This is a genomic window from Nocardia otitidiscaviarum NBRC 14405 (assembly GCF_000308635.1).
Lineage (GTDB): Bacteria > Actinomycetota > Actinomycetes > Mycobacteriales > Mycobacteriaceae > Nocardia > Nocardia otitidiscaviarum.
The window spans coordinates 84,952-111,877 of sequence record NZ_BAGD01000081.1 but is presented as its reverse complement, the minus strand read 5'-3'; the positions used below and the strand labels follow the sequence as shown (position 1 = coordinate 111,877).

28 protein-coding genes are annotated in these 26,926 nt (G+C 69.1%); 19 read left to right on the top strand and 9 right to left on the bottom strand.

Translation table 11 applies throughout. The features are described 5' to 3' along the window. The first annotated feature begins 3 nt into the window (after positions 1-3). Positions 4-1,506 (top strand): sensor histidine kinase, encoded by a 1,503-nt coding sequence (locus ON31_RS17070; RefSeq protein WP_039815082.1) that lies wholly within the window; start codon positions 4-6, stop codon positions 1,504-1,506. On the opposite strand, the gene ON31_RS17065 is transcribed toward ON31_RS17070, so the two are convergent. Beyond that, the gene (locus tag ON31_RS17065; protein ID WP_218007340.1) at positions 1,488-3,350 is read right to left on the bottom strand and encodes a serine/threonine-protein kinase; all 1,863 of its coding nucleotides are present in this window, start codon (positions 3,348-3,350) and stop codon (positions 1,488-1,490) included. The two genes, ON31_RS17070 and ON31_RS17065, sit on opposite strands and share 19 nt — an antisense overlap. 63 nt (positions 3,351-3,413) lie before the next feature. After that, positions 3,414-3,656: a hypothetical protein gene (locus ON31_RS17060; protein WP_039814838.1), complete on the bottom strand. Its 243-nt coding sequence runs from the start codon at positions 3,654-3,656 to the stop codon at positions 3,414-3,416. A gap of 465 nt (positions 3,657-4,121) precedes the next feature. Between ON31_RS17060 and ON31_RS17055 the strand changes: the two genes are divergently transcribed. After that, positions 4,122-4,988, top strand: coding sequence for a MinD/ParA family ATP-binding protein (locus ON31_RS17055; protein WP_051037385.1), 867 nt, complete (start codon positions 4,122-4,124; stop codon positions 4,986-4,988). 101 nt (positions 4,989-5,089) lie between these two features. Here ON31_RS17055 and ON31_RS17050 read toward each other — a convergent pair whose 3' ends face one another. From ON31_RS17050 to ON31_RS17040, 3 genes are all read right to left on the bottom strand, one after another. Continuing rightward, positions 5,090-5,665: a TetR/AcrR family transcriptional regulator gene (locus ON31_RS17050; RefSeq protein ID WP_039814836.1), complete on the bottom strand. Its 576-nt coding sequence runs from the start codon at positions 5,663-5,665 to the stop codon at positions 5,090-5,092. A gap of 37 nt (positions 5,666-5,702) precedes the next feature. Continuing rightward, positions 5,703-6,806: an agmatine deiminase family protein gene (locus ON31_RS17045; protein ID WP_039815080.1), complete on the bottom strand. Its 1,104-nt coding sequence runs from the start codon at positions 6,804-6,806 to the stop codon at positions 5,703-5,705. Between the two features lie 302 nt (positions 6,807-7,108). Next, positions 7,109-8,161, bottom strand: coding sequence for an alpha/beta fold hydrolase (locus ON31_RS17040; RefSeq protein ID WP_039814834.1), 1,053 nt, complete (start codon positions 8,159-8,161; stop codon positions 7,109-7,111). 540 nt (positions 8,162-8,701) lie between these two features. Between ON31_RS17040 and ON31_RS17035 the strand changes: the two genes are divergently transcribed. The 12 genes from ON31_RS17035 (at position 8,702) to ON31_RS16980 (ending at position 18,589) form a co-directional block, all read left to right on the top strand. Further along, positions 8,702-9,535 (top strand): helix-turn-helix transcriptional regulator, encoded by an 834-nt coding sequence (locus ON31_RS17035; RefSeq protein ID WP_039814832.1) that lies wholly within the window; start codon positions 8,702-8,704, stop codon positions 9,533-9,535. Continuing rightward, positions 9,532-10,968, top strand: coding sequence for a Fe-S cluster assembly protein SufB (sufB, locus tag ON31_RS17030; RefSeq protein ID WP_029924655.1), 1,437 nt, complete (start codon positions 9,532-9,534; stop codon positions 10,966-10,968). The genes ON31_RS17035 and sufB overlap by 4 nt, the downstream gene beginning before the upstream one ends. Then, positions 10,968-12,146 carry a Fe-S cluster assembly protein SufD gene (sufD, locus tag ON31_RS17025; RefSeq protein ID WP_029924657.1) on the top strand — a complete coding sequence of 393 codons (1,179 nt, stop codon included), beginning with the start codon at positions 10,968-10,970 and terminating at the stop codon, positions 12,144-12,146. The genes sufB and sufD overlap by 1 nt, the downstream gene beginning before the upstream one ends. A gap of 37 nt (positions 12,147-12,183) precedes the next feature. Beyond that, positions 12,184-12,951, top strand: coding sequence for a Fe-S cluster assembly ATPase SufC (gene sufC, locus ON31_RS17020; protein WP_029924659.1), 768 nt, complete (start codon positions 12,184-12,186; stop codon positions 12,949-12,951). Between the two features lie 5 nt (positions 12,952-12,956). Then, positions 12,957-14,258 carry a cysteine desulfurase gene (locus ON31_RS17015; protein ID WP_255222141.1) on the top strand — a complete coding sequence of 434 codons (1,302 nt, stop codon included), beginning with the start codon at positions 12,957-12,959 and terminating at the stop codon, positions 14,256-14,258. 3 nt (positions 14,259-14,261) lie between these two features. Then, the gene (gene sufU / locus ON31_RS17010) at positions 14,262-14,735 is read left to right on the top strand and encodes a Fe-S cluster assembly sulfur transfer protein SufU (RefSeq protein ID WP_029924662.1); all 474 of its coding nucleotides are present in this window, start codon (positions 14,262-14,264) and stop codon (positions 14,733-14,735) included. Positions 14,736-14,738: 3 nt separating this feature from the next. Next, the gene (locus tag ON31_RS17005; protein ID WP_039814831.1) at positions 14,739-15,113 is read left to right on the top strand and encodes a metal-sulfur cluster assembly factor; all 375 of its coding nucleotides are present in this window, start codon (positions 14,739-14,741) and stop codon (positions 15,111-15,113) included. A gap of 104 nt (positions 15,114-15,217) precedes the next feature. Next, positions 15,218-15,571, top strand: coding sequence for a hypothetical protein (locus ON31_RS17000; RefSeq protein ID WP_039814830.1), 354 nt, complete (start codon positions 15,218-15,220; stop codon positions 15,569-15,571). A gap of 262 nt (positions 15,572-15,833) precedes the next feature. After that, positions 15,834-16,571: a sigma 54 modulation/S30EA ribosomal C-terminal domain-containing protein gene (locus ON31_RS16995; protein ID WP_051037384.1), complete on the top strand. Its 738-nt coding sequence runs from the start codon at positions 15,834-15,836 to the stop codon at positions 16,569-16,571. Between the two features lie 28 nt (positions 16,572-16,599). Continuing rightward, a complete protein-coding gene (gene lexA, locus ON31_RS16990; RefSeq protein WP_039814829.1) occupies positions 16,600-17,265 on the top strand; it encodes a transcriptional repressor LexA in 666 nt (221 codons plus the stop codon). A gap of 92 nt (positions 17,266-17,357) precedes the next feature. Next, positions 17,358-17,807: a DUF4189 domain-containing protein gene (locus ON31_RS16985; protein WP_029924673.1), complete on the top strand. Its 450-nt coding sequence runs from the start codon at positions 17,358-17,360 to the stop codon at positions 17,805-17,807. Between the two features lie 161 nt (positions 17,808-17,968). Then, positions 17,969-18,589, top strand: coding sequence for a hypothetical protein (locus ON31_RS16980; RefSeq protein ID WP_051037382.1), 621 nt, complete (start codon positions 17,969-17,971; stop codon positions 18,587-18,589). Between the two features lie 309 nt (positions 18,590-18,898). Here the strand turns inward: ON31_RS16980 and ON31_RS16975 are convergent, their stop codons facing one another. The 4 genes from ON31_RS16975 to ON31_RS16960 all read right to left on the bottom strand — a co-directional run bounded on the left by ON31_RS16975 (position 18,899) and on the right by ON31_RS16960 (position 22,262). Next, positions 18,899-19,381, bottom strand: coding sequence for a hypothetical protein (locus ON31_RS16975; protein ID WP_039814828.1), 483 nt, complete (start codon positions 19,379-19,381; stop codon positions 18,899-18,901). Positions 19,382-19,489: 108 nt separating this feature from the next. After that, positions 19,490-20,044: a GNAT family N-acetyltransferase gene (locus ON31_RS16970; RefSeq protein WP_039814827.1), complete on the bottom strand. Its 555-nt coding sequence runs from the start codon at positions 20,042-20,044 to the stop codon at positions 19,490-19,492. A gap of 78 nt (positions 20,045-20,122) precedes the next feature. Then, positions 20,123-21,031: a non-homologous end joining protein Ku gene (gene ku, locus ON31_RS16965; protein WP_172544808.1), complete on the bottom strand. Its 909-nt coding sequence runs from the start codon at positions 21,029-21,031 to the stop codon at positions 20,123-20,125. A gap of 139 nt (positions 21,032-21,170) precedes the next feature. Further along, entirely contained in the window at positions 21,171-22,262 is a 1,092-nt protein-coding gene (locus ON31_RS16960) for a lycopene cyclase family protein (protein WP_039814824.1), read from the bottom strand. Between the two features lie 102 nt (positions 22,263-22,364). Between ON31_RS16960 and ON31_RS36730 the strand changes: the two genes are divergently transcribed. The 5 genes from ON31_RS36730 (at position 22,365) to ON31_RS16935 (ending at position 26,924) form a co-directional block, all read left to right on the top strand. Beyond that, positions 22,365-23,303 (top strand): hypothetical protein, encoded by a 939-nt coding sequence (locus ON31_RS36730; RefSeq protein ID WP_157533718.1) that lies wholly within the window; start codon positions 22,365-22,367, stop codon positions 23,301-23,303. A gap of 62 nt (positions 23,304-23,365) precedes the next feature. Next, a complete protein-coding gene (locus ON31_RS16950; protein WP_039814822.1) occupies positions 23,366-23,935 on the top strand; it encodes a TetR/AcrR family transcriptional regulator in 570 nt (189 codons plus the stop codon). Beyond that, complete coding sequence (locus tag ON31_RS16945; protein ID WP_039814820.1) at positions 23,932-25,110, top strand: NADH:flavin oxidoreductase; 1,179 nt, start codon at positions 23,932-23,934, stop codon at positions 25,108-25,110. The genes ON31_RS16950 and ON31_RS16945 overlap by 4 nt, the downstream gene beginning before the upstream one ends. A 105-nt stretch (positions 25,111-25,215) precedes the next feature. Next, positions 25,216-25,635, top strand: coding sequence for a YciI family protein (locus tag ON31_RS16940; protein WP_039814819.1), 420 nt, complete (start codon positions 25,216-25,218; stop codon positions 25,633-25,635). A gap of 11 nt (positions 25,636-25,646) precedes the next feature. Further along, the gene (locus tag ON31_RS16935; protein ID WP_039814817.1) at positions 25,647-26,924 is read left to right on the top strand and encodes an RNA polymerase sigma factor; all 1,278 of its coding nucleotides are present in this window, start codon (positions 25,647-25,649) and stop codon (positions 26,922-26,924) included. The last annotated feature ends 2 nt before the right edge of the window (positions 26,925-26,926 follow it).

The window sequence follows — 26,926 nt, the reverse complement described above, 5'->3', positions numbered from 1 at the left end:
CCCGTGACCGACCGCAGGTGGCGCTGGCGACCGGTATCGGTGCGCGCCCGCACCACCGCGGCGGCGACACTGGTGGTGGCCATCGCCCTGCTGGCCGCGGGCTGGGCGACCGTGCACTACGTGGAAACCAGCCTCACCGCCCGGGTCGACGACATGCTGCACCGCCAGTTGGGGGTGGCCGCCATGGCATTGCGCGACGGTGCCCCCCTACCGCTGGTGGATCGGGCCGTCACCATCCGCGTCGACGCACCGGACGGGGAGGTGCTGGCAGCCCCGGCCATGACCTCGCCCGGATCTGAGCCGTCCCAGTCCGAGCCGGGTGTGACCGCGTCGGGTGCGACGTCGGACTCGGCCTCGCAGGGTGCGGCGATACTGGGTACAGCCGAGCCGGGTGCGACCGTATGGGGTCCGGTCGGGCCGAGTGCACCGCCCGGGGACGAGAAGATGCGTCGGATCGTCGTCGTCGGGCCCGCCCCGATGGCGACGCGCGCTCAGTCGGCGACGGTCGCCATGCGTGGGGAGGGCGACGTCACCGTCACCGCGGACGCATCGACGCAGTCCATTCGGGAGGCGGCCACCGCCACCACGCGGCTGCTGCTGGTGGCCGCACCGCTGCTGTTACTGCTGGTGGCCGCGTCGACCTGGTTCGCCACCGGGCGGGCGCTGCGGCCCGTCGAGGCCATTCGCGGGGAGTTCGCGCGGCTCACCGCGCAGAATCTCGGCCGCCGGGTGCCGGTGCCGCGGACCGGTGACGAGATCGCGCGCCTCGCGGCCACCCTCAACGACACCCTGAGTCGGCTCGAGCAGGCCACCCGGCGGGAGCGGCAGTTCGTCGCCGATGCCTCGCACGAACTGCGCAGTCCGCTGGCCAATGTGCGGACGCCGTTGGAGGTGGCGGCCCGATATCCGGACCGCGCCGACTGGCCCGACGTGGCGGCCGGGGCGCTCGAGGATCTGGATCGGCTGGAAGCGCTCATCACCGATCTGCTCACCCTGGCGCGGCTCGACACCGGCCCCGAGATCCCGCTGACCCCAATGGATCTCGGTGAACTCGTCCGCGAGGTCACCGAGCGTCGACCACCCGGCCCGACCGCCTTGACGGTGGAGGTCGACGACGACACCGTGGTGGCTGGCCACCGCACCCACCTCGCCCGACTGCTCACCAACCTGCTCGACAATGCCGACGCCCACGCCGCATCGAGCGCCACCCTGCGCCTGCACGCGGCCGATGGGCACGCGGTGCTCGACGTCCGCGACGACGGCCCCGGCATACCGCCCGCCGAGCGCGAACGCGTATTCGAACGCTTCGCCCGACTCGACACCGCCCGCACCCGAGCGGCCGGCGGCACCGGCCTCGGCCTGGCCCTCGCACGGGATATCGCCACCCTGCACGGCGGCACCCTCACCGTCGCCGACTCCGAACGCGGCGCACACATCCGCCTCCGGCTGCCCTTGTCTGCACCGGACCCGGCGTCCGGTCCGCGCGGTCAGTTCTCGCGCGGGTAGACCTTCACGACGGTGCCGTCCAGATCGGCGGCGAGATAGGCGGAGCCGCCGTAGTCGTCGCTCAGATAGACCATGATCGTCGGGCGGTCGCTGTTGAAGGTCCAGGCCGGATCGATGATCAGATAGCGCGAGGTCGGGTCGGCCACACCGAGTTGCGCATCGGCGGCACGCAGCAGATCCGGAAGGATGTCCCAGTTGATCGAACTCAGCCGCACCGTGGTCTCGGTGCCGGTGAGGGTTCCGCCCGGCCCCTGACGGCTGGCCACGCCGTCACGGTAGGTGTAGGCGTCGTAGCGTCTGGACTGGTCGCCCAGCAGAATGCCGGTGCTGGCGTAGGTCGGGTAGAAGGTGGCCTCGGTGAATTCCTCTCCGCCGCTGGCCTGTTCGAATGCGGCGATGGCCTGACGAATGCCGTCGGGGGTCAGCAGGTCCACCGACGGCCCCGGCTGCGACGGCTGCGGTTCGGTGGTGAGCGGTTCCGTGGCGGGAATCGAAGGTACGGGCGTACCCGGGGCATCCGCGCCGGGTGTGGAAGATCCGGGTCGCACCACGAGCGCGGCGACCACGAGCGCGACCACCGCCGCCGCACCGAGGCCGACTCGGCTCCAGCGGCCGCCGCGCCGAGGTGCCGGGGCAGCGCCGGCACCGTTGGTCTGGAGCGTGGCCGTGCCCGCGGCCGCTGCGGCCGCAGGGGAGCCCAGCCCGGGTGCGATCGGCGGCGAATGATGCTGCCGGGGAACCGATCCCCGTGCGAAGTGCGGTGGGTTCGCATGCTGTGGTGGGGAGTCGGATCCCGATGCGAACAGCGGATCGGGCGTGACCGGGGTTGGATACGAACCGGGCCGCCCTGCGTGCGAGCCGAAGAGCTGTGGGCTCGGTCCGGCTGCTCGAGCGTGCGGGTCGGACGGCTGCGCGGGCTGGCCGGTGCGCGATGCGTTCGGTGCGGCCGGTGGTGCCTGCGTCGCGGGTCGGGCTGTGGTCGGCGGTAGATGTGTTGCGGCGGGCGGCGGGTACGGCAGCGAGTCCGGGCCCGTGGCCTGGGCCAGCAGCCAGTCCAGCTGTTCGGCGCTCGGCCGCCGGTGCGGGTCGGGGACGAGCAGGGCGGCCAGGGCCGTGGTGAGCGCCCCCGCCCGTTGCGGCGGCGGCACTTCGCCTTTCAGCACGGCCGCGAGTGTGCCGACCGTGCTCTCCCGGCGCAGCGGGTGATAGCCCTCCACGGCCACGTAGAGCAGCAGGCCCAGCGACCACAGATCGGAAGCGGGATACCCCTCCTGGCCGTCGAGGCGCTCCGGGGCGACGTAATCCAGCGAGCCGACCACATTGCCGGTGGCGGTGAGCCCGTCCAGTCCGTCGATGGCCGCGATGCCGAAATCCGTGAGCACCGGTGAACCATCTTCGCGCAGCAGCACATTCGCGGGTTTGATATCGCGGTGCAGGACTCCGACGGCATGCGCGGCCCGCAGCGCCGCGAGAATCCCGCGACCCAGCCGCGCCGCCTGCTCGGGACTCATCGTCCCCTGGGCGAGTCGATCGGCCAGACTGCGGCCGCGCACCAACTCCATCACGATCCACGGATGCGCGCTCGGGGCATCCACGATGTGATGGATCGCCACTACGTTCGGATGCCCGATGCGGGCCAGCGCCCGCGCCTCGCGCAACACCCGCTCTCGTTGCGCGCCGCCGGAACTCGCGGTGCCGTCGGACGCGTCGGTGCGCACCTCCTTCAGCGCCACCTCACGATGCAGCGCGATGTCGTAGGCCCGCCACACGGTGCCCATCCCGCCGCTGCCGAGCGGCTCGAGCAACTCGAATCGCCCGTCGACCACTGTCCGCCCGGAATTCACCGCGACAGCCTACGACCACCGTCCGCGCGTCGCGCCCCGGGGACGGCGATTCCCGAAACAGGTTCAGCGTTTGCGGCTCCCACGGTGTCGGCGCCGCTCGATGGCCGTACCGAGACCGGTGACGACCGCGAGGGCGGTCACCGCCAGCCCCGCCACCATCCAGCCGTGGGCATCGGCGTCGGAGGCGGTGAGCGTCCAGGCGAGACCGATGGCACCCATCAGCAACAGTGCCAGTCTCGAACCGTCGACATTGTCGATGAGAACGTGTTCGTCGGGACGCGCGCGGGTAGGGATCGTGCGGGTCATCGAATACTCCTCGATCCTGCGTGGGGAGGTATGTCCCAGCGATTCCCTTGTGCTCAGAATTTCAAACGCGCCACACCCGTCCATCCTGTAACACGGGCGTGTCGCAAGATCGATGAACCATCCGAATGAGTTTCGCGTAGAACTGTCGCGGCCGCCCGATTCGTGTAGTATCTGGCGGCATTGAAAGGCGTTGCACTGCAATTCTTTTGGTATGTGTTTCGACAGTGGGGGTGCACGGGCGCGGAACCGCAGGACTGCATCGAGAACTCGTAGCGCAGGGGATCTCGTCGACACGGTGTGGGTGTCGACCGGGGGGACGAGTCGACCGACGCTGAAATGCCCATTCTTCGCGTGCTCACACGCGCCGCGGATCGTTCACGCGATGGATGTCACCGCTCTCATCGGCGAGGCGGTGACCATGCCGATTCCGCAGAACCGGATGTCGCTCGCACAAAGGAATCCCGAGTGTTCGACCAATTCCCCGACCAACCCGCCGATCTGTCCTCCGCCCCAACGGATTTGTCGCTGCTGCTGCGACCGGCCCCGCCCGGATCGCCCACCGACCTGGTGCGCGTGCACGGCGGAGACGGATTCCTGCTGTGGGCCACCATCCCCGCCGTGCTCGTCATGGGCAGCTCCGGCGGTGCCGGAACCACCACCACCGCCATCGGACTCGCGGCCGCCGCGGCCTCCGACTACGGCGAACGCTCACCCATCGTGGTCGACGCCACGCCCACCGGCGGCGACCTCGCCCGGCGCGGATGCGACACCATCGATCCGGCGGGCACCGTGCAGACCTGGCTCAATATGAGCCCGCGTGGCCTCGCGCCGTCGGTGCTCGACAGTTCGGGGGAGAACAGCGCCCGCTTCGGGGTGCTGCCCCGGGGGCCGGAACCACTACCCCGGCGGGAGAGTTACGCCTCGGTGCACCGCGACCTGTGCTCGGCCGGATGTCTGCCCGTCTACGACGGCGGATCGCCGGTCAGCAATCGCATGCTCGCGCCGCTGCTCTCCGATTCCCGGATCGCGCTGGTCATCACGCTGGCCGCGCGGGCCGACGCGGTGAATCGGCTCAAACCCGCGCTGATCTGGCTCGACGACAATTACAGCCAGTACCACCTGGCCGAATCCGTCATCGTCGTCACCCGGCAGCATCCGCACGACGGGCCCTCGGTGGCCGAGCACGCCCGCCGCTATCTGGGCAAATTCGTGCGGGCGGTCACCGAGATCCCGTACGACACCCATCTGGCCACCGGCGGACCCGTCACCTGGTCGCGGCTGTCACCGCAGACCCGCGCCGCCTACCGGAAGATCATCAATCTGCTGCGCTGAGTCGCGGTGCTGTGCCGATGGAGTGCTGTGTGACGGGCTGTGCGGTGTGACGGCTTTGTGCGGTGTGACGGCGTCGAGTCGATCGGCGATGCCGCGCTGTGTCACCGTGCGGTGCCGAGTTCGAGAGTGATTGCGCCGCTGAGCAGTTCGCGGGCGCGGTCGAGGGTGAGCGAGCCGCTGTGCCAGCGTTCGCTGAGGCCCTCCGTGAGGGCGGTCAGGCGTTCGGCCGTGGCGGCGGCGTCGATTCCGGCGTGCAGATCGCCGGAGCCCTGGGCGTCGCGGATGAGGGTGTCGATATCGGCGTTCCAGGAGTCCGTGGTGGCGCGCAGGGGGTCGCGCAGGTCGGGGTTGAATACCGCGCTGGCGCGCAATTCGCCCCAGGCGACACTGGTTTCGCGGACCTCGTCGATGTCCTGGAGTTCGAGCAGCAGCAACTGTTCGAGTCGGCGGCGCGGATCGGTCTCGGCGAGTGCGCGCTCGGTGTAATCCACGGCGCGGTGGTTGATGTGTTCGAGGGCGGCGTGCAGGATCCCGGCGCGATCGGTGAAATGGTAGTAGATCAATGCCGTCGAGACGCCCGCCGCGGCGGCGAGTTTTTCAACGCGCAATCCTCGCACGCCGTCCTGTGCTATTACCCGCACCGCGGCTTCCAGAATCTGAATTCGACGCTCCGACACGGGACCTCACTGTAAGGGTAGGGGAGTGGGCGACCGCTCAGGCGGGTTCCTGCTGGGTGGTGCAGTGGATGCCGCCGCCGCTCGCGGCGATGGCGTCGATGGCGATCTGGACCACCTCGCGGTCCGGATACAGCCGTCGTAGCGTCGATCGGGCGGCCGAATCCGTGCGCGGGTCACCGAATTCCGGCGCGATCACCGCGCCGTTGCAGACATAGAAGTTGATGTACCCGGCGGCGAAATCGTCGTCCTCCCACTCTTCTCGGATGGTCGACGGGCCTTCCAGCACCTCGACGTCCAGCGGGCGACCGCGCGCGTCGGTGGCCGTGCGCAGGATCTCCAGGTGGCGGCGGGTGACGTCGTAGTCGAAGGAATCCGGGTCGTTGTCGAGCCCGGCGACCACCACACCCGGTCGGGCGAAGCGCGCGTAGAAGTCGGTGTGCCCGTCGGTGATATCCGCGCCCGCGATCCCCGGCAGCCAGATCACCTTCGCGATCCCGAGCACGGCGGCCAACTCCCGCTCGACCTCCCGCTTCGACCACCCCGGATTCCGGTTGTCGTTGAGCACGCAACTCTCGGTGATGATCGCCGTCCCCTCCCCGTCGACCTCCAGCCCGCCGCCCTCGAGCACGAGCTCGCTACGCAGCGTCGCCACCCCGGCCCGCTCCGCCACGGCCCCGGCCACCCGCGCGTCCCGCCGATGCTCCTGCTTCCCGCCCCACCCGTTGAAGTTGAAATCGACCCCCGCCCGCCCCCGATCCCCCGACACGAACACGGGCCCCATATCCCGCATCCAGAGATCATCCAGCTCCGCCTCGATCAACTCGATATCCCCCCCGCCCAGCAACCCCCGCGCCAGCTCCATCTCCTCGGCCCGCACCAGCATCGACACCGGCTCGAACCGGGCGATGGTGGTGGCGATGGTCGCCAGATCCCGCCGCACCAGCGGCAACAACTCCGCCCCGTACACCCGCTCATCGGCACCGAACGACATCCACGTCCGAACATGCCGCCGCCCCTCCTCGGGCATCGTCCACCCACCGCCCGCCTCGGACCCCACGTCGTTCCCATCCATCCCGCAACCTCCCACCACGAACCCGCCGACCGCGCCAACGGCCGCCCGAACGAACTCACGCCGCCGCATCGCCATCTCCTCGAACTGGGATTTCTCGTCTGAATACACAGCCACCCTACGCCCTGACTGAAATTTCAGTCAAAGACTGAGTCGTCGCGACCTGCGAGCAGTTGCTGCCACCGCCGCGGCACCGGCTCGGTGCACGGGCGGTGGATGCGCTTGACGGTGTAGTACTCGACCGGGATCTCGCGCCGCCGCAGTCCCGTCTCCAGCAGCGACTCCTCGTGGCGGAGTGGGCCTTTGCCGGAATGCTGGAGGAATGCGGTGGTGAACAGCGGCCATCTTGGCCGAGTGGGAGCGGGGTGGTGGGGCTACGTTCCGAGGAATTCGTCGATGAGGGGCCAGGTGGTGGTGGCGGCTTGGGGGCCGGCGATGAGAGCGAGGTGGTTGAGGCCGGGGAGGTCGGCGAAGCGGGCTTCGGCGGCTCCGGTGAGGATGTCCAGGCCGGGTTCGATGGTGGCGGCCGGGGCCAGGGTGTCGGAGCGGCTGCCCAGGAGTAGGACGCGGCAGGTGAGTTTGGCCAGGTCGATCACGCGGTCGGAGGTCAGGTGGACGCGGCCGTGGGCGAGCTGGTTGTCGACGATGATGCGGCGGTACAGCTGGCGGTAGAGGCGTCCGGGGTAGCCGGGCATGGCGGCGATGAAGCGGTCGATGGCCTCCATGCGGGCCAGCGCCTCGGTGTGCCCTGCATTGCGGGCGATGAACAGCGGGCGGGTGAGCTCCCGGCCGAGGGACATGCCGCGGAATCCGGCTTGGACGAAGAACGCCGGGATGCCGTCGAGAAGATGGGTGGCATAGGCGATCTCCCGCCCGCCGGTCAGCTTCGCGACCATGCGCACCGGTGCCAGCAGGCGGTTGCGGCCGAAGTCCATGGGCGAGCCCAGGGTGGTGACCGAGCCGATCGGCAGATCGGCGTGGTCGGCGGCGGTGAGCAGGCTGATGATGCCGCCCAGCGACCAGCCGATCAGGTCGACGTCCGCGCCGTCGTGCAGCTCGCTGATATGGGCGATGGCGGTCGGGACGATATCGTCCACCCACTCCTCCAACCCCAGGTCGCGGTCCGCGGCGGTGATGCGGCCGTAGTCGATCACGTACGGCTGCCGACCGCTGTCGCGTAGGAAGCGCGCGAGGCTCTGGCCCGGCCGCAGGTCGTAGCAGGAGGCGTCCACGGCCAGCGGCGGCACCAGCAGCACCGGATTCCCGTGGGCGGGGGTGTCGCGGTCGAAGCGGCGCAGCTGCCGGTGCGGCAGGTCGTAGAGCACGGTCGAGGGCGTGCGCGCGGGGGCTTCGATGCCGTCGCCGAAGGTCAGGGCCCAGCCGTTGCGCAGTGCGACGGGCAGGTTCGTGGTGATCACCGGATTCATGGCGCGGGTGTGGATCCCTCTCGATCGGCGGAGGTCGTACCGCCCGGAAAAGATGTAACTAACGATAACAGGCAACTGTTCGGGTGGTAGAACCCCCTGCGGGGCGTGCTATCGCCTTGTCCGCCACTGTAATTCACCGCACGCGGGCGTGCGGGTCGACGGCGTCGAACCCGCGCCGGGGCCTGAACCCGCGCCCGGGGGCGCGCCGGGCTGATAGCTGCGCGGGGTGAATCCCACGCGGGATGATCTGCACGGGGGTGAATCCGCAGGAGGTGAATCCGCGCGGGGTGAATCCGCGACGGGTCGATTTTTCTCGGCGTCGAATCCGCTCGCGGTGACGGGCTCGGGGCGGGAGCGGCGGTCGCGGGCGAATTGCTCGCAATCTTGGTCTATGCGCGGTCGGCTGAGCGTCGCCGCGATTCCCGGCCGGATCGCCCCCTTTTCCCGTGTGCGGAGGTTCACACTCCCGACCCCCTCCAAGTCAGGTGACCCTTACTAGAACCCGGGAAGGAATTCCGTCACACTGGTGTTGTGAAAACCATGGGTTTGCGGAATGCGGAAGCAGGCACCGGGCGCCAGCAGGGCGCCCGGTCTGCTGCGGTGTCCGAACCCGCAGGCGAGGGCCACACCCGCGAAGCCGTCGTGAAACTGCTGCTCGAGGAAGGACCGATCACCGCGACCGCCATCGGCAAGCGGCTCGGCCTCACCCCGGCGGGGGTGCGCAGGCACCTCGATGCCCTCATCGAGTCGGGGGAGGCGCGTGCCGCCCGCTCCGCGCCGTGGCAGCAGAAGGGGCGTGGCCGTCCGGCCAAGCAGTTCCAGCTGACGGCCCAGGGTCGAGGCCGGCTGGGGCATGCCTACGATGACCTCGCCGGTGCCGCGATGCGTCAGCTGCGGGAGATCGGCGGCGACAAGGCCATCGTCGACTTCGCGCGCAAGCGGGTCGGCACCATCGTCGCCGGTATCGACCGTCTGGCCCGGCACACACCGGAGGAGACGGCCGCCAAGGCCGACGAGATCGCGGAGGCGTTCAGCGCCGCCGGATTCGCGGCGTCTACCCGGGAGGTCGGCGCGGGCGTGCAGATCTGCCAGCACCACTGCCCGGTATCGCACGTGGCCGAGGAGTTCCCGGAGCTGTGCGCCGCCGAACTGGAGGCGTTCCGCGAACTGCTGGGCACTCATGTGCAGCGGCTGGCCACCATCGCCAACGGCGACTGCGCCTGCACCACCCACGTACCCCTCACCGTGCTGACATCCGGCACCGCCGGGGCGCTGACTCCCGGCACCGCCGGGGCCACACCGAATACCGCTGGAAAACCCGTCGCACAGCCCGCGACGACATCGACGAACGACTCCGGAAGGAGTGCCGAATGACGACGACCACCGACCAGGTGCAGCCGCTGACCCAGGAGGAGACCATCGCCTCCCTGGGCAAGTACGGCTACGGCTGGGCCGATACGGATGTCGCCGGTGCCAGTGCCAAGCGCGGCCTGTCCGAGGAGGTCGTGCGCGACATCTCGGCGAAGAAGAACGAGCCCGAATGGATGCTCGACTTCCGGCTCAAGGCCCTGCGCATCTTCGACAAGAAGCCCATGCCGAACTGGGGCTCCAACCTCGAGGGCATCGACTTCGACAACATCAAGTACTTCGTGCGGTCCAGCGAGAAGCAGGCCGCGTCCTGGGAAGACCTGCCCGAGGACATCAAGAACACCTACGACAAGCTCGGCATCCCGGAGGCGGAGAAGCAGCGCCTCGTCGCCGGTGTCGCCGCGCAGTACGAGTCCGAGGTCGTCTACCACTCCATCCGCGAGGATCTGGAGTCGCAGGGTGTCATCTTCCTCGACACCGACACCGGCCTGCGGGAGCACCCGGAGATCTTCCAGCAGTACTTCGGCTCGGTGATCCCGTCGGGTGACAACAAGTTCTCCGCGCTGAACTCGGCCGTGTGGTCGGGCGGCTCGTTCATCTACGTGCCGCCGGGCGTGCACGTCGACATTCCGCTGCAGGCCTACTTCCGGATCAACACCGAGAACATGGGCCAGTTCGAGCGCACGCTGATCATCGTCGACGAGGACGCCTACGTGCACTACGTCGAGGGCTGCACCGCGCCGATCTACAGCTCGGACTCGCTGCACTCCGCGGTCGTGGAGATCATCGTGAAGAAGGGCGGCCGCTGCCGCTACACCACCATCCAGAACTGGTCGAACAACGTCTACAACCTGGTCACCAAGCGGGCCAAGGCCGAGGCGGGCGCGACCATGGAGTGGGTCGACGGCAATATCGGCTCCAAGGTCACCATGAAGTACCCGGCGGTGTGGATGACCGGTGAGCACGCCAAGGGCGAGGTGCTCTCCATCGCCTTCGCGGGCGAGGGTCAGCACCAGGACACCGGCGCGAAGATGCTGCACCTGGCGCCGCACACCTCCTCCAACATCATCTCGAAGTCGGTGGCGCGCGGCGGCGGTCGCGCGTCCTACCGCGGGCTGGTGCAGGTGAACAAGGGCGCGTACGCGTCCAAGTCGACCGTGAAGTGCGATGCGCTGCTGGTGGACAACGTCTCCCGCTCCGACACCTACCCCTACGTCGACATCCGCGAGGACGACGTGACCATGGGCCACGAGGCCACGGTCTCCAAGGTGTCCGAGGACCAGCTGTTCTACCTGATGAGCCGCGGTCTGACCGAGGACGAGGCGATGGCCATGGTGGTGCGCGGCTTCGTGGAGCCCATCGCCAAGGAACTCCCCATGGAGTACGCCCTGGAACTGAACCGCCTGATCGAGCTGCAGATGGAAGGAGCCGTCGGCTGATGGCCGTCGAGAACGTTGCGGAGGCCGCGGAAGCCAGGACCCCCGCCGTCAACAAGGGTGAGGTGTTCGCGTCCTTCGACGTGGACGCCTTCGAGGTGCCCTCGGCCAAGGACGAGGCGTGGCGCTTCACCCCGCTGCGCCGCCTGGGCGGCCTGCACGACGGCAGTGCGGTGCGCGACGGCGCGGCCACCGTCGAGGTGAGCGAGGTCGCCGGTGTCACGGTGGAGACCGTGGACCGCACCGACAGCCGCCTCGGCCAGGGCGGCGTGCCCACCGACCGGGTCGCCGCGCAGGCGTACTCGGGCTTCGAACAGGCCACCGTCCTGTCGATCGGCGCGGAAACCGAAGTGACCGAGCCCGTCATGGTGACTGTCACCGGTCCGGGCGCGGGCAAGACCGACTTCGGACACGTGCAGATCCGGCTCGGCAATTTCGCCGCCGCCACCGTGGTGCTCGACTACCGGGGCAGCGGAACCTACGCCGACAACGTGGAATTCGTGCTCGGCGACAGCGCCCGGCTGACCGTGGTCGCGGTCCAGGACTGGGCCGACGACGCCATCCACGCCACCGCGCACCACCCCCGGCTGGGGCGCGACGCCGTCCTGCGCCACACCAATGTCACCATCGGTGGCGATCTGGTGCGGCTCACCGCGAATGTGCGCTACGACGGTCCCGGCGGCGACGCCGAACTGCTCGGCCTGTACTTCGCCGACGACGGCCAGCACTTCGAACAGCGCCTGCTGGTCGACCACTCGCAGCCCAACTGCAAGTCGAATGTGCAGTACAAGGGTGCGCTGCAGGGCGATCCGGCCTCGGCCAAGCCCGACGCGCACACCGTCTGGGTGGGCGATGTGCTCATCCGCGCCGCCGCCGAGGGCACCGACACCTACGAGGTGAACCGCAACCTGGTGCTCACCGACGGCGCGCGCGCCGACTCGGTGCCGAACCTGGAGATCGAGACCGGTGAGATCGTCGGCGCCGGACACGCCTCGGCCACCGGCCGTTTCGACGACGAGCAGCTGTTCTACCTGCGCGCTCGCGGCATTCCGGAGGAGACCGCGCGGCGCCTGGTGGTGCGCGGCTTCTTCCACGAGATCATCCAGAAGATCGCGGTCCCCGAGGTCCGGGAGCGGCTGGAGGCGGCCATCGAGGCCGAACTCGCCGCTGTCGGCGTATAAGACGAACTTCCCACCCCCGCAAAGGAATCCGAATTCGATGACCACCCTGGAAATCAAGGACCTGCACGTCGAGGTCACCACCCCCGAGGGCGAGGCCAAGACGATCCTCAACGGCGTCAACCTGACCGTCCGCTCGGGTGAGACCCACGCCATCATGGGCCCCAACGGCTCCGGCAAGTCGACGCTGTCCTACGCCATCGCCGGTCACCCCAAATACACCGTGACCTCCGGCTCCATCACCCTCGACGGTGAGGACGTGCTGGAGATGTCGGTGGACGAGCGGGCACGGGCGGGTCTGTTCCTGGCCATGCAGTACCCGGTCGAGGTTCCGGGTGTGTCCATGTCGAACTTCCTGCGCACCGCCGCCACCGCCGTGCGCGGCGAGGCCCCCAAGCTGCGCACGTGGGTCAAGGAAGTCAAGGAGAACATGGCCGAGCTGGAGATCGACGCGGCCTTCGGCGAGCGGTCGGTGAACGAGGGCTTCTCCGGCGGTGAGAAGAAGCGCCACGAGATCCTGCAGCTGGGCCTGCTCAAGCCGAAGATCGCCATCCTGGACGAGACCGACTCCGGTCTGGACGTGGACGCGCTGCGCATCGTCTCCGAGGGCGTGAACCGCTACAAGGAGCGGGAGGACGGCGGCGTTCTGCTGATCACCCACTACACCCGCATCCTGCGCTACATCAAGCCGGACTTCGTGCACGTGTTCGTGAACGGCCGCATCGTCGCCGAGGGCGGTCCGGAACTGGCCGAGGAACTCGACGCCAACGGCTACGTGCGCTTCACCTCCGCCGCTGTAGGAGCCTGATACCCATGACCGCCACGGGGCACGATTCCCGGCTCGCCGGGGCACACGACTCCCGGCCCGCCGGGATCCCCGCTCTGGACGTGGCCCGCATCCGGGCCGACTTCCCGATCCTGAGCCGCACGGTGCGCGACGGCAAACCCCTGGTCTACCTGGACTCGGGCGCGACCGCGCAGCGGCCGACGGCGGTTCTGGACGCGGAGCGTGACTTCCTGGTCCAGCGCAATGCGGCCGTGCACCGTGGCGCTCATCAGCTGGCGGAGGAGGCCACCGACGCCTACGAGGGCGCACGCGCCGATATCGCCCGCTTCGTGGGCGTGGACGCCGATGAGATCGTGTTCACCAAGAACGCGACCGAATCGCTGAACCTGGTCACCTACTCCTTCGCCGACAACCGCTTCCCCTACCGGGTGGGGCCGGGCGACGAGATCGTCGTAACCGAACTCGAGCATCACGCGAACCTGGTGCCGTGGCAGGAGCTGGCGCGGCGCACCGGGGCGACGCTGAAGTGGTACGGCGTCACCGACGACGGGCGCATCGACCTCGATTCGCTGGAACTGTCGCCCGCCACCAAGGTGGTCGCCTTCACCCACCAGTCCAATGTGACCGGTGCGGTCGCGCCCGTCGAGGAACTGGTGCGCCGGGCCAAGGCGGTCGGCGCACTGGTGGTGCTCGACGCCTGCCAGTCGGTGCCGCACATGCCGGTCGACTTCCGCGAACTGGGCATCGACTACGCCGCCTTCTCCGGGCACAAGATGCTCGGCCCGTCGGGCGTGGGCGTGCTGTACGGGCGGCGCGAGATCCTCGCCGACACACCGCCGTTCATCACCGGCGGCTCCATGATCGAGACCGTCTTCATGGAGGAGAGCACCTACGCGCCGCCGCCGCAGCGCTTCGAGGCGGGCGTGCCGATGACCTCGCAGGTCGTCGGATTGGGTGCGGCCGTGCGGTATCTCGACGCGGTCGGTATGGAAGCCGTTGCGGCGCACGAGCATGCGCTCACCGAGGCGGCCCTGCTCGGACTGGGTAAGCTGGACGGCGTCCGCATCATCGGACCGACCGAGAACGTGAACCGCGGTGGCGCGGTGGCCTTCGTGGTGGACGGTGTCCACGCCCACGACGTCGGCCAGATTCTCGACGACGAGGGTGTCGCCATCCGCGTCGGCCATCACTGCGCCTGGCCGCTGCACCGCCGCTTCGGCGTGGCCGCCACCGCGCGGGCCTCCTTCGCCGTCTACAACACTCTCGACGAGGTGGACGCGCTGGTGGCCGCGGTGCGGAAGGCCCAGACCTTCTTCGGAGTTGCATAAACCATGCGCATGGAGCAGATGTACCAGGAAGTCATCCTGGACCACTACAAGCACCCGCACCACCGCGGCCTTCGCGAGCCGTTCGGTGCGGAGGTGCACCACGTCAACCCCACCTGCGGTGACGAGGTGACGCTGCGCGTACACATCGACGAGAAGGGCGACGTCGCCGACGTCTCCTACGACGGCCAGGGCTGCTCCATCAGTCAGGCGTCGACCTCGGTGCTGGCCGACCAGGTCATCGGCCTGCCGGTGCAGCAGGCGCTGAAGGTGGTCGGATCCTTCGACGAGATGATCACCAGTCGCGGCACCGTCGAGGGCGATGAGGACGTGATCGGCGACGGCATCGCCTTCGCGGGCGTCGCCAAGTACCCGGCGCGGGTGAAATGCGCATTGCTGGGCTGGATGGCGTTCAAGGACGCGGTGGTGCGGATATCCTCCGCACAGGAGGCCACGAAGTCGATGGGTAACGGGGAGTAGGAAATGAGCGACACCGAACAGCAAGCCCCGACTGCCGAGGCGGAGGTCCAGTTGACCCCCGAGGAGGTGCAGCACCTCGAGGATCTCGAGGAGGCCATGCGCGATGTGGTCGACCCCGAACTCGGCATCAATGTGGTCGATCTCGGCCTGGTGTACGGCCTGAAGGTCGAGGAGTCCATCGCCAAGATCGACATGACGCTGACGTCCCCGGCGTGCCCGCTCACCGATGTGATCGAGGATCAGGCCCGCAATGCCCTGGTCCGCAGCGGCCTGGTGGAGGATCTCCAGATCAACTGGGTCTGGATGCCGCCGTGGGGTCCGGACAAGATCACCGATGACGGCCGGGAGCAGTTGCGCGCCTTGGGTTTCACCGTCTAGACGAGAATTCCGCCGACTCGGCCCGCCGACGACACGATGTCATCGGCGGGCCGTTGTCGTCGGTGCACCGCGATGCCACGCGGCCCATGGGCCATGATGGGCGAGTGACAGAGCGCATCGACACTCCGCTGATCCCGCTGCTGGCCGTCATGCTGTGGGGTGCGCTCGCCGCCGTTTTCGCGGCTCCGTTCACGGCCGCCCTGACGGCGCTGGCCTTCCGTTTCCCCATCCCGTTCGACGGCTACGCCGAAGGCGGCGGCGAGGCCCTCAACGCGGCCTTCGCGAGCGTCTTCTACCTCGTCTCCGGCGGTGGCTTCGTGCTGGCCGCCTGCGGAGCCGGAGCCGGCTATCTGCTCGCCCGACGCACCACCGCGGGCCTGTGGCCGCTGCTCCCACTGACCCTGCTGTCGGCCGGAGGGTGCGCTCTGGTCGGGACGCTGCTGCTGGCCGTGTTCTAGTCCGACCGCCACCGACCGCGCGATACGGGGGAATGTCGGCCTCGCGTGCCTCCTCCTCGTCAGTAGCTCGGACGATGCCGGATCACCTGCGCGTGTCGGACTTCGCTCGGCGCGGCCGCTATTCGACCTTGTTGTCGGTTCCGCTGTGCGCGTCGAGAGAAAGGACCCGAGGGGACCTTCGACCCTAGGAGACCCCGGGCCGCGGTGGTGGCATGGGTACGCCCAACCGGTTCACAGCTCAGGGGAAGGTGGTCGTCGTCCAGTGGAGGCACACGCGGTGGTGGTCGGGGATGCGCAGGTGGTGGTGAGTGCGGTGGGGGAGGTGTCGCTCGCCGAGATCGTCCGGGCGGAGCGGATGATCGGACAGGTTCTGCGGCGGCACCATGTGCAGGAACCGGCGCGGGTGCGGATGGTCGAACGGCCGGGTGCCGGTGTGACGACCGTGCAGACGAATGTGCGCACCGGGCACGGTGAGGTGCGCACCCAGATCGACGGGTCCGGTGGCTGGGCGCTGACCTTCGCCGCCGAGCGGTTGGATCTGCAACTGCGGCGGGCCGAGCGGTCGGTGGCGCGCCATATGGCGGATCGGCGGCGGGCCGTACTCGCGGGCGTCACCGACGACCGGCCGGTCACCCGGCGTAAGACGGTCGATGTGCGGACCTGCGACGCGGCCGCGGCGATCGCGACCATGGACGCCATGGACTACGACGCCCACCTGTTCACCGACGCCGAAACCGGTGAGGACGCGATCGTGTACTGGGCCGGGCCGCGCGGGGTGCGCTTCGCCCGGCAGTGGCGGCTGCGGCCGCCGCGCGGCATGGACGAGCTGCCCCTGACCATGAATCCGCATCGGGTGCCGGTGCTCGCCGAGCACCAGGCGGCGGCGCGGCTGTGCCGCTACGGGCTGCCGTTCCTGTTCTGCACCGATATCGCCGATCGGCGCGGGCGGCTGCTCTACCGCCGCTACGACGGGGATGTGGGCGTGGTGATCGCCCGGTAGCGCGGTGTCGGGCCATTAGGATGCCCCGGTGACCGGATACGACTACTCCGACGCGTTCGAGCATCTCGACACCTCGACGCTACCGCCGCGCCAGCACCACATCCTCGCCGTGATCCGGGACTGGGTGGTGCGGCACGGGTATCCGCCCAATACCCGCCAGATCGGCGACGAGGTCGGGCTGAAGTCCTCCTCCACGGTGTCCAAGCATCTGAACGCGCTGGAGGAGAAGGGGTTCCTGCGCCGCAGCGACACCATGTCGCGGCCCATCGACGTGCGCATGTTCCTGCACTCCGCGCCGCAGGGCCGCGCGGAGTCCGAGCAGCAGGTGCCGGTGCCGGTGGTCGGTGACATCGCCGCGGGTACGCCGATTCTGGCCGAGGAGCACACCGACGACGTGCTCTCGCTGCCGCGCGAACTGGTCGGGCGCGGAACCGTGTTCGGGCTGCGCGTGCGCGGCGACTCCATGGTCGACGCCGCCATCTGCGACGGCGATATCGTCGTGGTTCGCAAACAGCACGAGGCGCACAATGGCGAGATCGTGGCGGCGATGATCGACGGTGAGGCCACTGTCAAGGTGTATCGACGCACCGGCGGGCATGTCTATCTGGAACCCCGTAATCCGGCCTACCAGGTGATCGACGGAGACGAGGCCGTGATCCTGGGTAAGGTCGTCTCGGTAATGCGGCGGGTTTGACCCTGCTGTTCGCACTACCAGCCAACTGGACATAACGGTTGGTCTCGGCAAAGATTCCACCCGTTATTGCCTTTCTTCACGGGGAGAAGTGAATGTCGTTGCTGCGCAAGACCTGTTTGGGTCTCGCTGTCTCGTCGATGGCGACGCTCGGCGTCGTCGCCGCGGGTCCCGCGTCGGCGGTCGATGGCGGTTTCACCGCCACCGCCGGTGATCTGTACGGCGCCCTGGCGCTGTCCAAGAGCACCGGAAACGTCGCCTACGCGGTGAACTACGGCAGTTACGGTGCCGCGGACACGGCCGCGATCGCCGAATGCGGCGGTGGCGACTGCGAGGTCGTCGTGCACTTCGCCAATGCCTGCGGTGCGGTGTCCCAGGGCGCCGACACCCGTTTCGGCTGGGCGTGGGCGGCGACCAAGGTGGAGGCCGAGCAGGCCGCCATCGATGTGCTCGGTAAAAGCGCGCCGTCGTTCCCGGATGCGGGTTCGGCGTCGCCGCGGCAGGCGAAGGTGATCCTTTCCGCCTGCACCGATAACGCCAGGTGAGACAGCAATAACAAGCGAACGCCGCGGTCTTCCGGATCTTTCGGAAGGGCGCGGCGTTTCGCTTTCCCGGGCGGAATCGGGGGAGGGCAACCGGCAGTGATCGGCGTGTCCGCCGGCCGAATTCCCCGCCTCGCCCACGGTGCCCCGGAGATGATTTCGAGGTGGACGACATCACCTACGAGGACACCCGATTCGCGTTGCACGCGGCCGCGGAACTGCTGATCGCGGGACCGCAGTATCGGCGCTTCGGCACCATTCGAATGCGCATCGTGCTGGGTGGGTTCACCGGAATCAAATGGCCGGTCTCGGTGACGGGTACCGATCTGGTCTGGCCGCGGGGCCGCGCCGCGCTGCACGGCACCTACCGCGAACTGGCCGCGGCCGCCGGATTCGAACCGGACGGGCCGCCGGACGGTCTCTACAGCGACGGCACCAATATGGACCCCGACGAGCCGTTCAGTCTCGATTCCGGCGCGGCCGCGACCGTGCACGACTGGTTCGCCATCGGCGATACCGCACTACGCCGCTTCGCCGCCGAACAGCCGGTGCTGTGGCCGGAACACTTCGATCTGTCCGTCGCCATCGACGAGGTGAACTACGGGGTATCACCGGGCGACTGGGACAACCCCTGGCCCTACGCGTATGTCGGACCGTGGACCCGCCGTCGCGGCGAGTTCTGGAACGCACCCTTCGGCGCCATGCGCCCGCGCGCTGAGGTCGGCACCGTGGCGGGGCTGCTCGACTTCTTCCACGAGGGCCGGGCGCGCGCGGCGGAGAACTGAGCCGCCGCGACCGGCCGTGCCCGTGCCCGGCGAGCGTGGCTGTATCAGCCGCGCCAGTACCGATCGCGCCGCCGCAGCCGTGCCGGTACCCGGGGCGCGCCCGCACCGGTCACGCGGTAAACGGCCACGCCGCACCGGTCACGTCAACTACGGCCCACTCGTGCCGCTCGTGCCCGCACTGGTCATGTCACCACGGCCGTGCCCACGCTGGCCGCGTCTGCACCGGTCACGTCGCGATCGGTCGTGCCTGGACCCGCCCGTGCCGCGCCGGTCGGCCGGATATACCGGCCGTGAGGCGAGCCGTCGGTGTCAGTGTGTGGGTAGGCGCTCGGTGGATCCCTCGGCCAGGGCGGTCTCCACATGGGAGATGCCCGCGCGTACCCCCGCGCCGTAACCGTCGTCGTCCAGGGCGTCGAGGCGGGCGCGGGCCGCGTCCAGGTGCGTGTGGGCGGTGTCGAACGCTCCCAGGCGGCGGTAGTTGTCGGCGAGGTTCAGGTGCAGCGACGGGTAGAAGCCGCGCACGGTGAGGGCCGAGTTCTCCTGTTGGGCGCGTTCGTCGGTGAGCGAGGCGGCCGCGTCCAGGGCGCGCACGTCCCAGGTGAGCGCGTCGGCGGCGTGCTCGTGCAGGTCGGCCAGATAGTGGGCGATGGTGCAGCGGTGCAGGGCGTCGCCGGTGACGCCCACCGTCTCCCAGAGTGCGGTGAGCGCCTCCCGGGCGCGGGCGGTATCCCCTTGACGCCCAAGGGTTACCGCGTCGGTGATGGCGAGCATGGTCGGGTCCGCGACGGTCATGCCGACACCGTAGGGGAGGGGGCCGACAGATTCGGACGATCGACGACGGAGCCCCGCGCGAGCACTGATCGCGGCAGGCCGACCCCGACGCCCCGGATGTCGGCCCGCTCAACCCTTGGGACGGCCGTGCCTGCCGTCGCCGGTGATGCGGCCGCGCCGGATGAGGTCGCGTTTGGTGCCGGGGCCCAGGGTGATCTGGTCGTCGCCCGCGTCGTCGTCCGGATTGGGGCGGACGAACAGGGTGACCGTGGTGCCCTCGGTGAAGCCGTTCTTGCGCATCATGTTCGCCGAGGCGGTGTTGTGGTTCTCCACATCGGTGACGATGCGCCGCGCGCCGTGCTTGAACAGCGTGTCGCAGCAGGCGGTCATGAGCCGTCCCGCCACCCCGCGCCCCTGCATGTCCGGCGCGACCGCGATCCACTCCAGATAGGCCCAGTCGTCGCGCAGTTCGAACTCCATGGAGGCCAGCACGAATCCGACCACCCGATCCGAATCCACCGCCACCCAGCAGGAGCGCCCCGCGCTGTCGAGATGTTCGGCCACCGAGGTGAGCGACCAGGAGGTGTAGGGCTTGGCGGAGGTGTCGAACACCTGGTAGCCGAGGTCGATGACCTGGCGCAGATGGCCGAGTCCCATCGGGACGATGGCTATGTCGGATTCCATGCCCGCTAGTTTGCCAGGGGTGTGCCAGTGAATATCGAATCGCGCTGGTAGACGCGGGTGAGCGGCGCTGGAGCCGGATCACGCACCCTTGCGGGTCTGCTTGCTCGCGGTCTTCTTGGCGGCCTTGGCGGGAGCCTTCTTCGCGGGCTTCTTCTCGGCCTTGGCGGCCGACTTCTTCGCGGGCGCGGCCTTCTTCGCGGGCCGCTGCCCCGACGCCTCGAGACTGCGTTGCAGCGCCGCCACCAGATCGACCACCTCGGCGTCCATCTCCGGCGCGGCCGGTTCGGGAGCGCGGGTGACCTTGCTGCTGCCGCTGGCGATGGCCTCGTCCAGCATGCGCTTCAATTCGATCTGGTATTCGTCGGTGTAGAGGCTCGGATCGAAATCGTCGGACATGGTGTCCACCAGCGTCTCCGCCATGGACAGTTCCTGTTTCTTCGGCTCGGCCACCCCGTCGAGGGATTCGAATTCCACCGAACGCACCTCGTCGGGCCACAGCAGCGTTTGCAGCAGCAGCACGCCGTCGTGCACACGCAGCGCGGCCAGGCGGGTCTTCTGCCGCAGCGTGAAGTGCACCAGCGCGACCCGATTCACGTCCTCCAGGGTCTTGGCCAGCAGCACATAGGCTTTCGGCGTACTGGAATCGGGTTCGAGATAGTAGCTCTTCTCGTACAGGATCGGATCGATCTGTTCGGACGGCACGAATTGCAGGACCGGGATCTCGTGCTTCTCGGCCACCGGCAGTTTCGCGAAGTCCTCGTCGGTGAGAATCACGCGATCGCCCTCGGGCGATTCATACGCCTTGTCGATATCGGCGAAGGCCACCGATTTCCCGCACACGGTGCACACCCGGTCGTACTTGATTCGCCCACCGTCGGCCGCGTGGACCTGGTGGAACCGAATATCGTGGTCCTCGGTCGCGGTGTAGACCTTCACCGGTACATTGACCAGTCCGAACGCGATCGAGCCCTTCCAGATAGACCGCATGGCCTCCACTGTACGTTCGGTCCGATTCGCTGTCTCAGCGAATCGCCGCCGACCTGGGGAGACGGCAGGTCGGCGAGTTTCGCCCGGCCGCATCAGCGCAGCGGGCGCGCCGCAGCGGCACAGCCGGGTGCGCGCAGCATCAGCGTGGCGGGCGAGTGCCGATCGTCGCGCTCACCAGGGTGCGCCGCAGCCGCCACGGAAGGTTGGCGAACAACCATGACATGGCCGCGGTCGTGCCGGGCAGGTCGTCGCGACCGGAGAGGTACGCGCGCCGCAGGTGTGGCGGCAGCGCGAAGAAGGCATCGAAGAATACGGGCACATCCTGCGCGGGGAGGGCGAGCAGGGCGCGCAGGCCCGCCAGCCGCAGGGCATGGACCGCCCGCGCCGACGGCGACCAGAGCGAGTGCCCTGCGGCCAAGTCGTCGGCGGTGCGCAGGGCGGTGGCGACGCTGTACCCGGTGGCGGGGTGAGTGAGCGCACCGGCCGCGCCGAAGCCACGGCGGCTCGGTCTACCCCCCTGAACGGGAAATCGGACCCGCTCGACCGGCGCGTCCGCGCCGACGGTGATGCCCCGCGAACGTAAGCGGTGGTGCAGCCGGGTGCGGAGTTCGGCGGTGTCGAGGGCGGGGCGGCCCGCCAGACAGGTTTCCTCGAGCAGCATGCTGTGCTCGTTCAGCGGGATCGCGTAGAGGAACGACCGCGGTGCCGCCGCATCCGCGCCATTGTCCGGACGCCAGTCCATGAACAGGGTGTCGAATTCCGGATCGCGATCGACCACCACGCCGAAGGCGGTCTGCTCGGCGCGGGCGGGGGAGCGGGTGAGCCCGCGGGCGTCGACGACGCGTCCGGCGGTGCGGACCGAGCCCGAGGCGAGCCGGACGCTCTCGGGCCGATCACGATGGGCGGGAAGGATTTCCACGACGCTGTCGGCGACGATCTCCGCCCCGGTCAGGTCCAGGCAGTGTTGCAGGGCCGTCGTGTCGAACACGGTGTAGGCGCGGTGCAGGTCGACGCGGCGCAGCGCCCAGGCGGCGGGGTTCGCGACCGTCGCCGCGACGGCCGCGGACGGCAGCCAGGGCGGCAGCTCGTCGGCCCAGGCGGCGTAGGTGGCCGTCCATCGCCGGTCCGGATGCGGATCGACCACGGTGACCGACAGCCCGTGGGTCAGTGCCCGGTGGGCGAGGGCTCGCCCGGCGGGGCCGAGCCCGCAGACGAGGAGATCGCAGCTCACCCGGTGATTGCATCACGGCCCGCGCGGAGCGTTCGGTGCGGGCGCGTTTTGTCTGATTCGGTAGGGTCACGAGGTCAGCAGTGATCGGGGAGGAGCAACGCGATGACATACCCACCTGGGCAGGACCCGTACGGGTACGGCCAGCAACCGCAGCAGGACCCGGCCGGGTGGGGGCAGCCGGTGCCGCCGACCGGACCCCAGGCGAGTCAGCCGGGCTGGGAGCAGCAGGGGTGGCAGCAGCCGGATTACCAGCAACCGGGTTACCAGCAGCCGGGCTATCAACAACCGGGATACCAGCAGCCCGATCCGCATGCCGGGTACCAGCAGCCCGACTTCCAGCAGGGCTACCAGCCGCCCGGCTATCAGCCGATGCCGCCCAAGAAGAACAACGGCCTGCTCATCACCCTCGCGGTGGTCGTGGTGGCCGCGCTGGGCTTGGTCATCGGCGCGGTCGTGGTCGTCACCGGCAAGGATGACGACAAGCAGGCCGCCGCCACCACGACCACCGCCACGGCGACGACCTCCGCCGCCCCCACCACCACGACCCGCACCACCACGACCGCCGCCCCCACCACGAAACCGGCGGCGGGCGCGAAACTCAGCTACACCGAGTACGGCGGCGACTGGAACTTCCGGCTCGGTGATGTGGCCTTGCAGGCGCAGTGGGTGCAGGGCAAGGACGACACCAGTTGCGCTCCCATCGAGGAGAACGGCACGCTCACCAATCTCGGCTGCGAGTACGCGGCGGAGCTGACCTGGTCGGCCGAGGGTGGCGAACTCATCCTCACGCAGCTGATCCTGGGCATGGGCGATGCGGCCACCGCGACCGCGGCGGTCGACCAGTTCGACGACGGCGATGTGCGGCTCGGCCCGGGCATGTACGTCGAGCACTGGGAGACGGGTAAGTGGCGCAATGGCAGTGAGAAGGAGTTCCTGGTGATCACATTCGCCACCGCGACCGCCGCCGTGCCGACCGAGACCGTGGAGAAGTACCTGCGTTACCGCCACAGCGACACCACCGCCGCGCTGCTCTGGCGCTAGCCGCTCCGCACGCGTTTCAATCAATGATTGAAACGACGAATGTAACGTGTTTCACTTCTTCCATGGTCGAGAAGACATCCGCGCGGGCGGCTACCCGCGACCGGCTGCTGGCCGCCGCCGAAAAACTGCTGTTGACCGAGCGCTACGAGGATGTCTCGGTGCGCGGGATCTGCACGGCGGCGGGAGCGAATCCCGCTGCCGTGCACTACCACTTCGGTTCGAAGGAAGCCCTGGTCGCCGCGCTCATCGAAGATCGTCTCGGCCCGCTGTGGGCCGACCGGCTCGCCGCTCTGGACACCGAGCACGCCTCGGTGCCGACGGTGGTCGAAGCGGTGATCGCGCCCTTCGTGGAGCTGTCGGGCGATCCGGTCGGGCGGCTGCACCTGCGGCTGCTCGCGCAGCTGGTACTGGGCCGGTATCCGATGACGTGGACTCGCCATTGGTTCCACATGGATTCGTGGGTCGGCCTGCTACCCGAACTCACCCCGGCCGACAGTCGCCGTCGCTGGAGACTGGCCTTCGATCTCATCATCAGCCGCTTCGGCACCGACACCACCGTATCGCCGGAATCCGTGGCGGCTCTGCGCGATTTCGTCGTCGCCGGGCTGACAGCACCGGGAGGCCGGGCATGACCGAGATCTTCGCACCCGCCCGGCTCGGCCCGATCACCCTGCGCAACAGGGTGATCAAGGCCGCGACCTTCGAGGGCCGCACCCCCGACGCACTCGTCACCGATGAACTCATCGCCTTCCACCGCGAAATGGCCGCGGGCGGAGTCGGACTCACCACCGTCGCGTACTGCGCCACCGCACCCGGCGGCCGTACCGACCGGCATCAGATCTGGATGCGGCCCGAGGCGGTGCCGGGACTACGGCGGCTCACCGACGCCGTGCACGCCGCCGGTGCCCTGGCCAGCGCCCAGATCGGCCACGCCGGGCCGGTCGCCAACGCCGCCTCCAATCGCGCGCCCGCGCTCGCGCCCAGCCGCCTGTTCAGTCCGCTCGGCATGCGTCCCATGCACGTCCCGGACGACACCGAGATCCGGGGCATCATCGCCGAACACGCCACCGCGGCCCGGATCGCCGAGGAGGCCGGATTCGACGCGATCGAAATCCATTTCGGCCACAACTATCTGGTGAGTTCCTTCCTCAGCCCACTGCTCAACCGGCGCAAGGACGGTTACGGCGGCTCCCTCGTCAATCGGGCTCGGCTCGCACGCGAGATCGCCCGCGCGGTACGGGACGCCGTGGGCGACCGGCTCGCCGTCATCGCCAAACTGAATATGGAGGACGGGGTGCGCGCCGGTCTCCGGCTGCCCGAATCACTGCGGGTCGCGGCCTGGCTGGAACAGGACGGCGCGCTCGACGCCCTGGAGTTGACCGCGGGCAGCTCCCTGCTCAACCCCATGCTGTACTTCCACGGCGACGCACCGCGCCACGAGTTCGCCCAGGTGCTACCGCCCCCGGCACGCTGGGGATTCCGGCTCATCGGCCGCGGTTTCCTGCGGGAATACCCGTACCGGGAGGCGTATCTGCTCGACCGCGCCCGCCAGTTCCGGCGGGAGCTGACCATGCCGCTGATCCTGCTCGGTGGCATCACCAACCACGACACCATGCGGTTGGCCATGGCGGAGGGCTTCGACTTCGTCGCCCTGGGCCGGGCGCTGCTGCGGGAACCCGATCTGGTGCGCCGCATCGAGGCCGATCGGACGCGGCGGTCGGCCTGTATCCACTGCAATCAGTGCATGCCGACCATCTACTCCGGCACCCGCTGCGTGCTGCGGTTGGACAGCCCGGCAGCGCTGTAGAAAAAATCGCGAAAAAAATTCGCGGCCGTGTCGATTCGATGTCGCGCCCGTTCGACCTAGGGATGAGAGGGTTCGAGAGGGACCCGCGACACCGAGGAGACAACCATGAAGTACATGCTCATCATGCGCGCCACCGACGAGGGCTTCGCCCGGTTCGCCGACGTCGACTTCAACGAGATGCTCGAGACCATGGGCCGCTTCAACGACGAGCTCATCCGGGCGGGCGTACTGGTCGCCGCCGAGGGGCTCGACGACCCGGCGGAGAGCGTGGTCGTGGACTACTCGTCGGAGACCCCCGTGGTCACCGACGGGCCGTACGGCGAGACCAAGGAGCTGTTCGGCGGCTACTACATCCTGAACGTGACCTCCAAGCAGGAGGCTGTCGAATGGGCCAAGCGGATGCCCATGACCGGTCCGGGCATCAAGACCGAGATCCGCCGCGTGCCGACCATCGACGAATTCCCGCAGGACAACGAGTGGATCAAGCGCGAGCGGGCCTGGCGCGAAGAGACCGGTCAGCTCTGACGTCCGAGCGCATGAGTGAGGTCGCGAGCCGGGAGAGCGTCGCCGCGGTCTGGCGGATCGAATCCGCCCGGATCGTCGGCGCGCTCGCCCGCTACACCGGGGATTTCGCGCTGGCCGAGGACCTCGCGCAGGAGGCGCTGGCCGAGGCGCTGGTGAGCTGGCCGCGCGACGGCGCGCCGCGCAATCCGGCGGGCTGGCTGCTCACCGTCGGTCGTCGGCGCGCGATCGACACCTTCCGCCGCCGCGCCGCCCTCGACGATCGATACGCCGACCTCGCCCACGGGCTGGGGGAGGGCGGGATCGTCGCGGGCGCGACCCCCGTGGACTCGGAACCGGATATGCCGTGGGATCCCGATCAGATCGACGACGACGTGCTGGCGCTCATGTTCACCGCCTGTCATCCGGTGCTGTCGGCGGAAGCCCGGGTGGCCCTCACGCTGCGAGTGGTCGGCGGTCTCACCAGCGACGAGATCGCCAAGGCGTTCCTGGTGCCCACCGCCACCGTGCAGGCGCGCATCACCCGCGCCAAGAAAACCCTTGCGGCGGCGCGGGTTCCGTTCGAGGTGCCGCCCGCCGACAAACGGGCGGAACGCCTCGTCTCGGTGCTGTCGGTGGTCTACGTGATCTTCACCGAGGGCTCGTCGGCCAGCTCCGGTGACGACCTCATCAGACTCGATCTGGCCAGTGAGGCACGGCGTCTCGCACGGGTGCTGGCCCGGCTGGTACCCACCGAACCCGAAACCCACGGCTTGCTGGCCCTGCTCGAACTCACCGCGGCGCGCTTCCCGGCCCGCACCGGCCCCGACGGCGAACCGATCCTGCTCGAACACCAGGACCGCCGCCGCTGGGACCGGTCCGCCATCCGGCGCGGCCAGGCCGCCCTGGCCCGCGCCGCCGAGATCGGCAGGGGCCTGGGCGCTTTCGGCCTGCAAGCCGCCATCGCCGAATGTCACGCCGTCGCCCCCTCGGTCGAGGAGACCGACTGGGAGCGCATCGTCGTGCTCTACGAGGCGCTGGGCCGCCTGCGCCCGGCCCCCATCGTCGACCTCAACCGCGCGGTCGCGGTATCCATGGCGCACGGCCCCGCCGCCGCCCTCCCGATCGTCGATCAATTGGCTTCGAGCGGAAGTCTTTCCACCTCGCACCTGTTGCCGACCGTGCGCGCCGAACTCCTCGCCCGCCTGGGCCGCACCGCCGAAGCGCGCACCGAGTACAAGGACGCGATTCGACTGTGCGGCAACGACCGTGAGCGGGCGGTGCTGGAACGCAAACTCGCCGAACTGGTTTGATC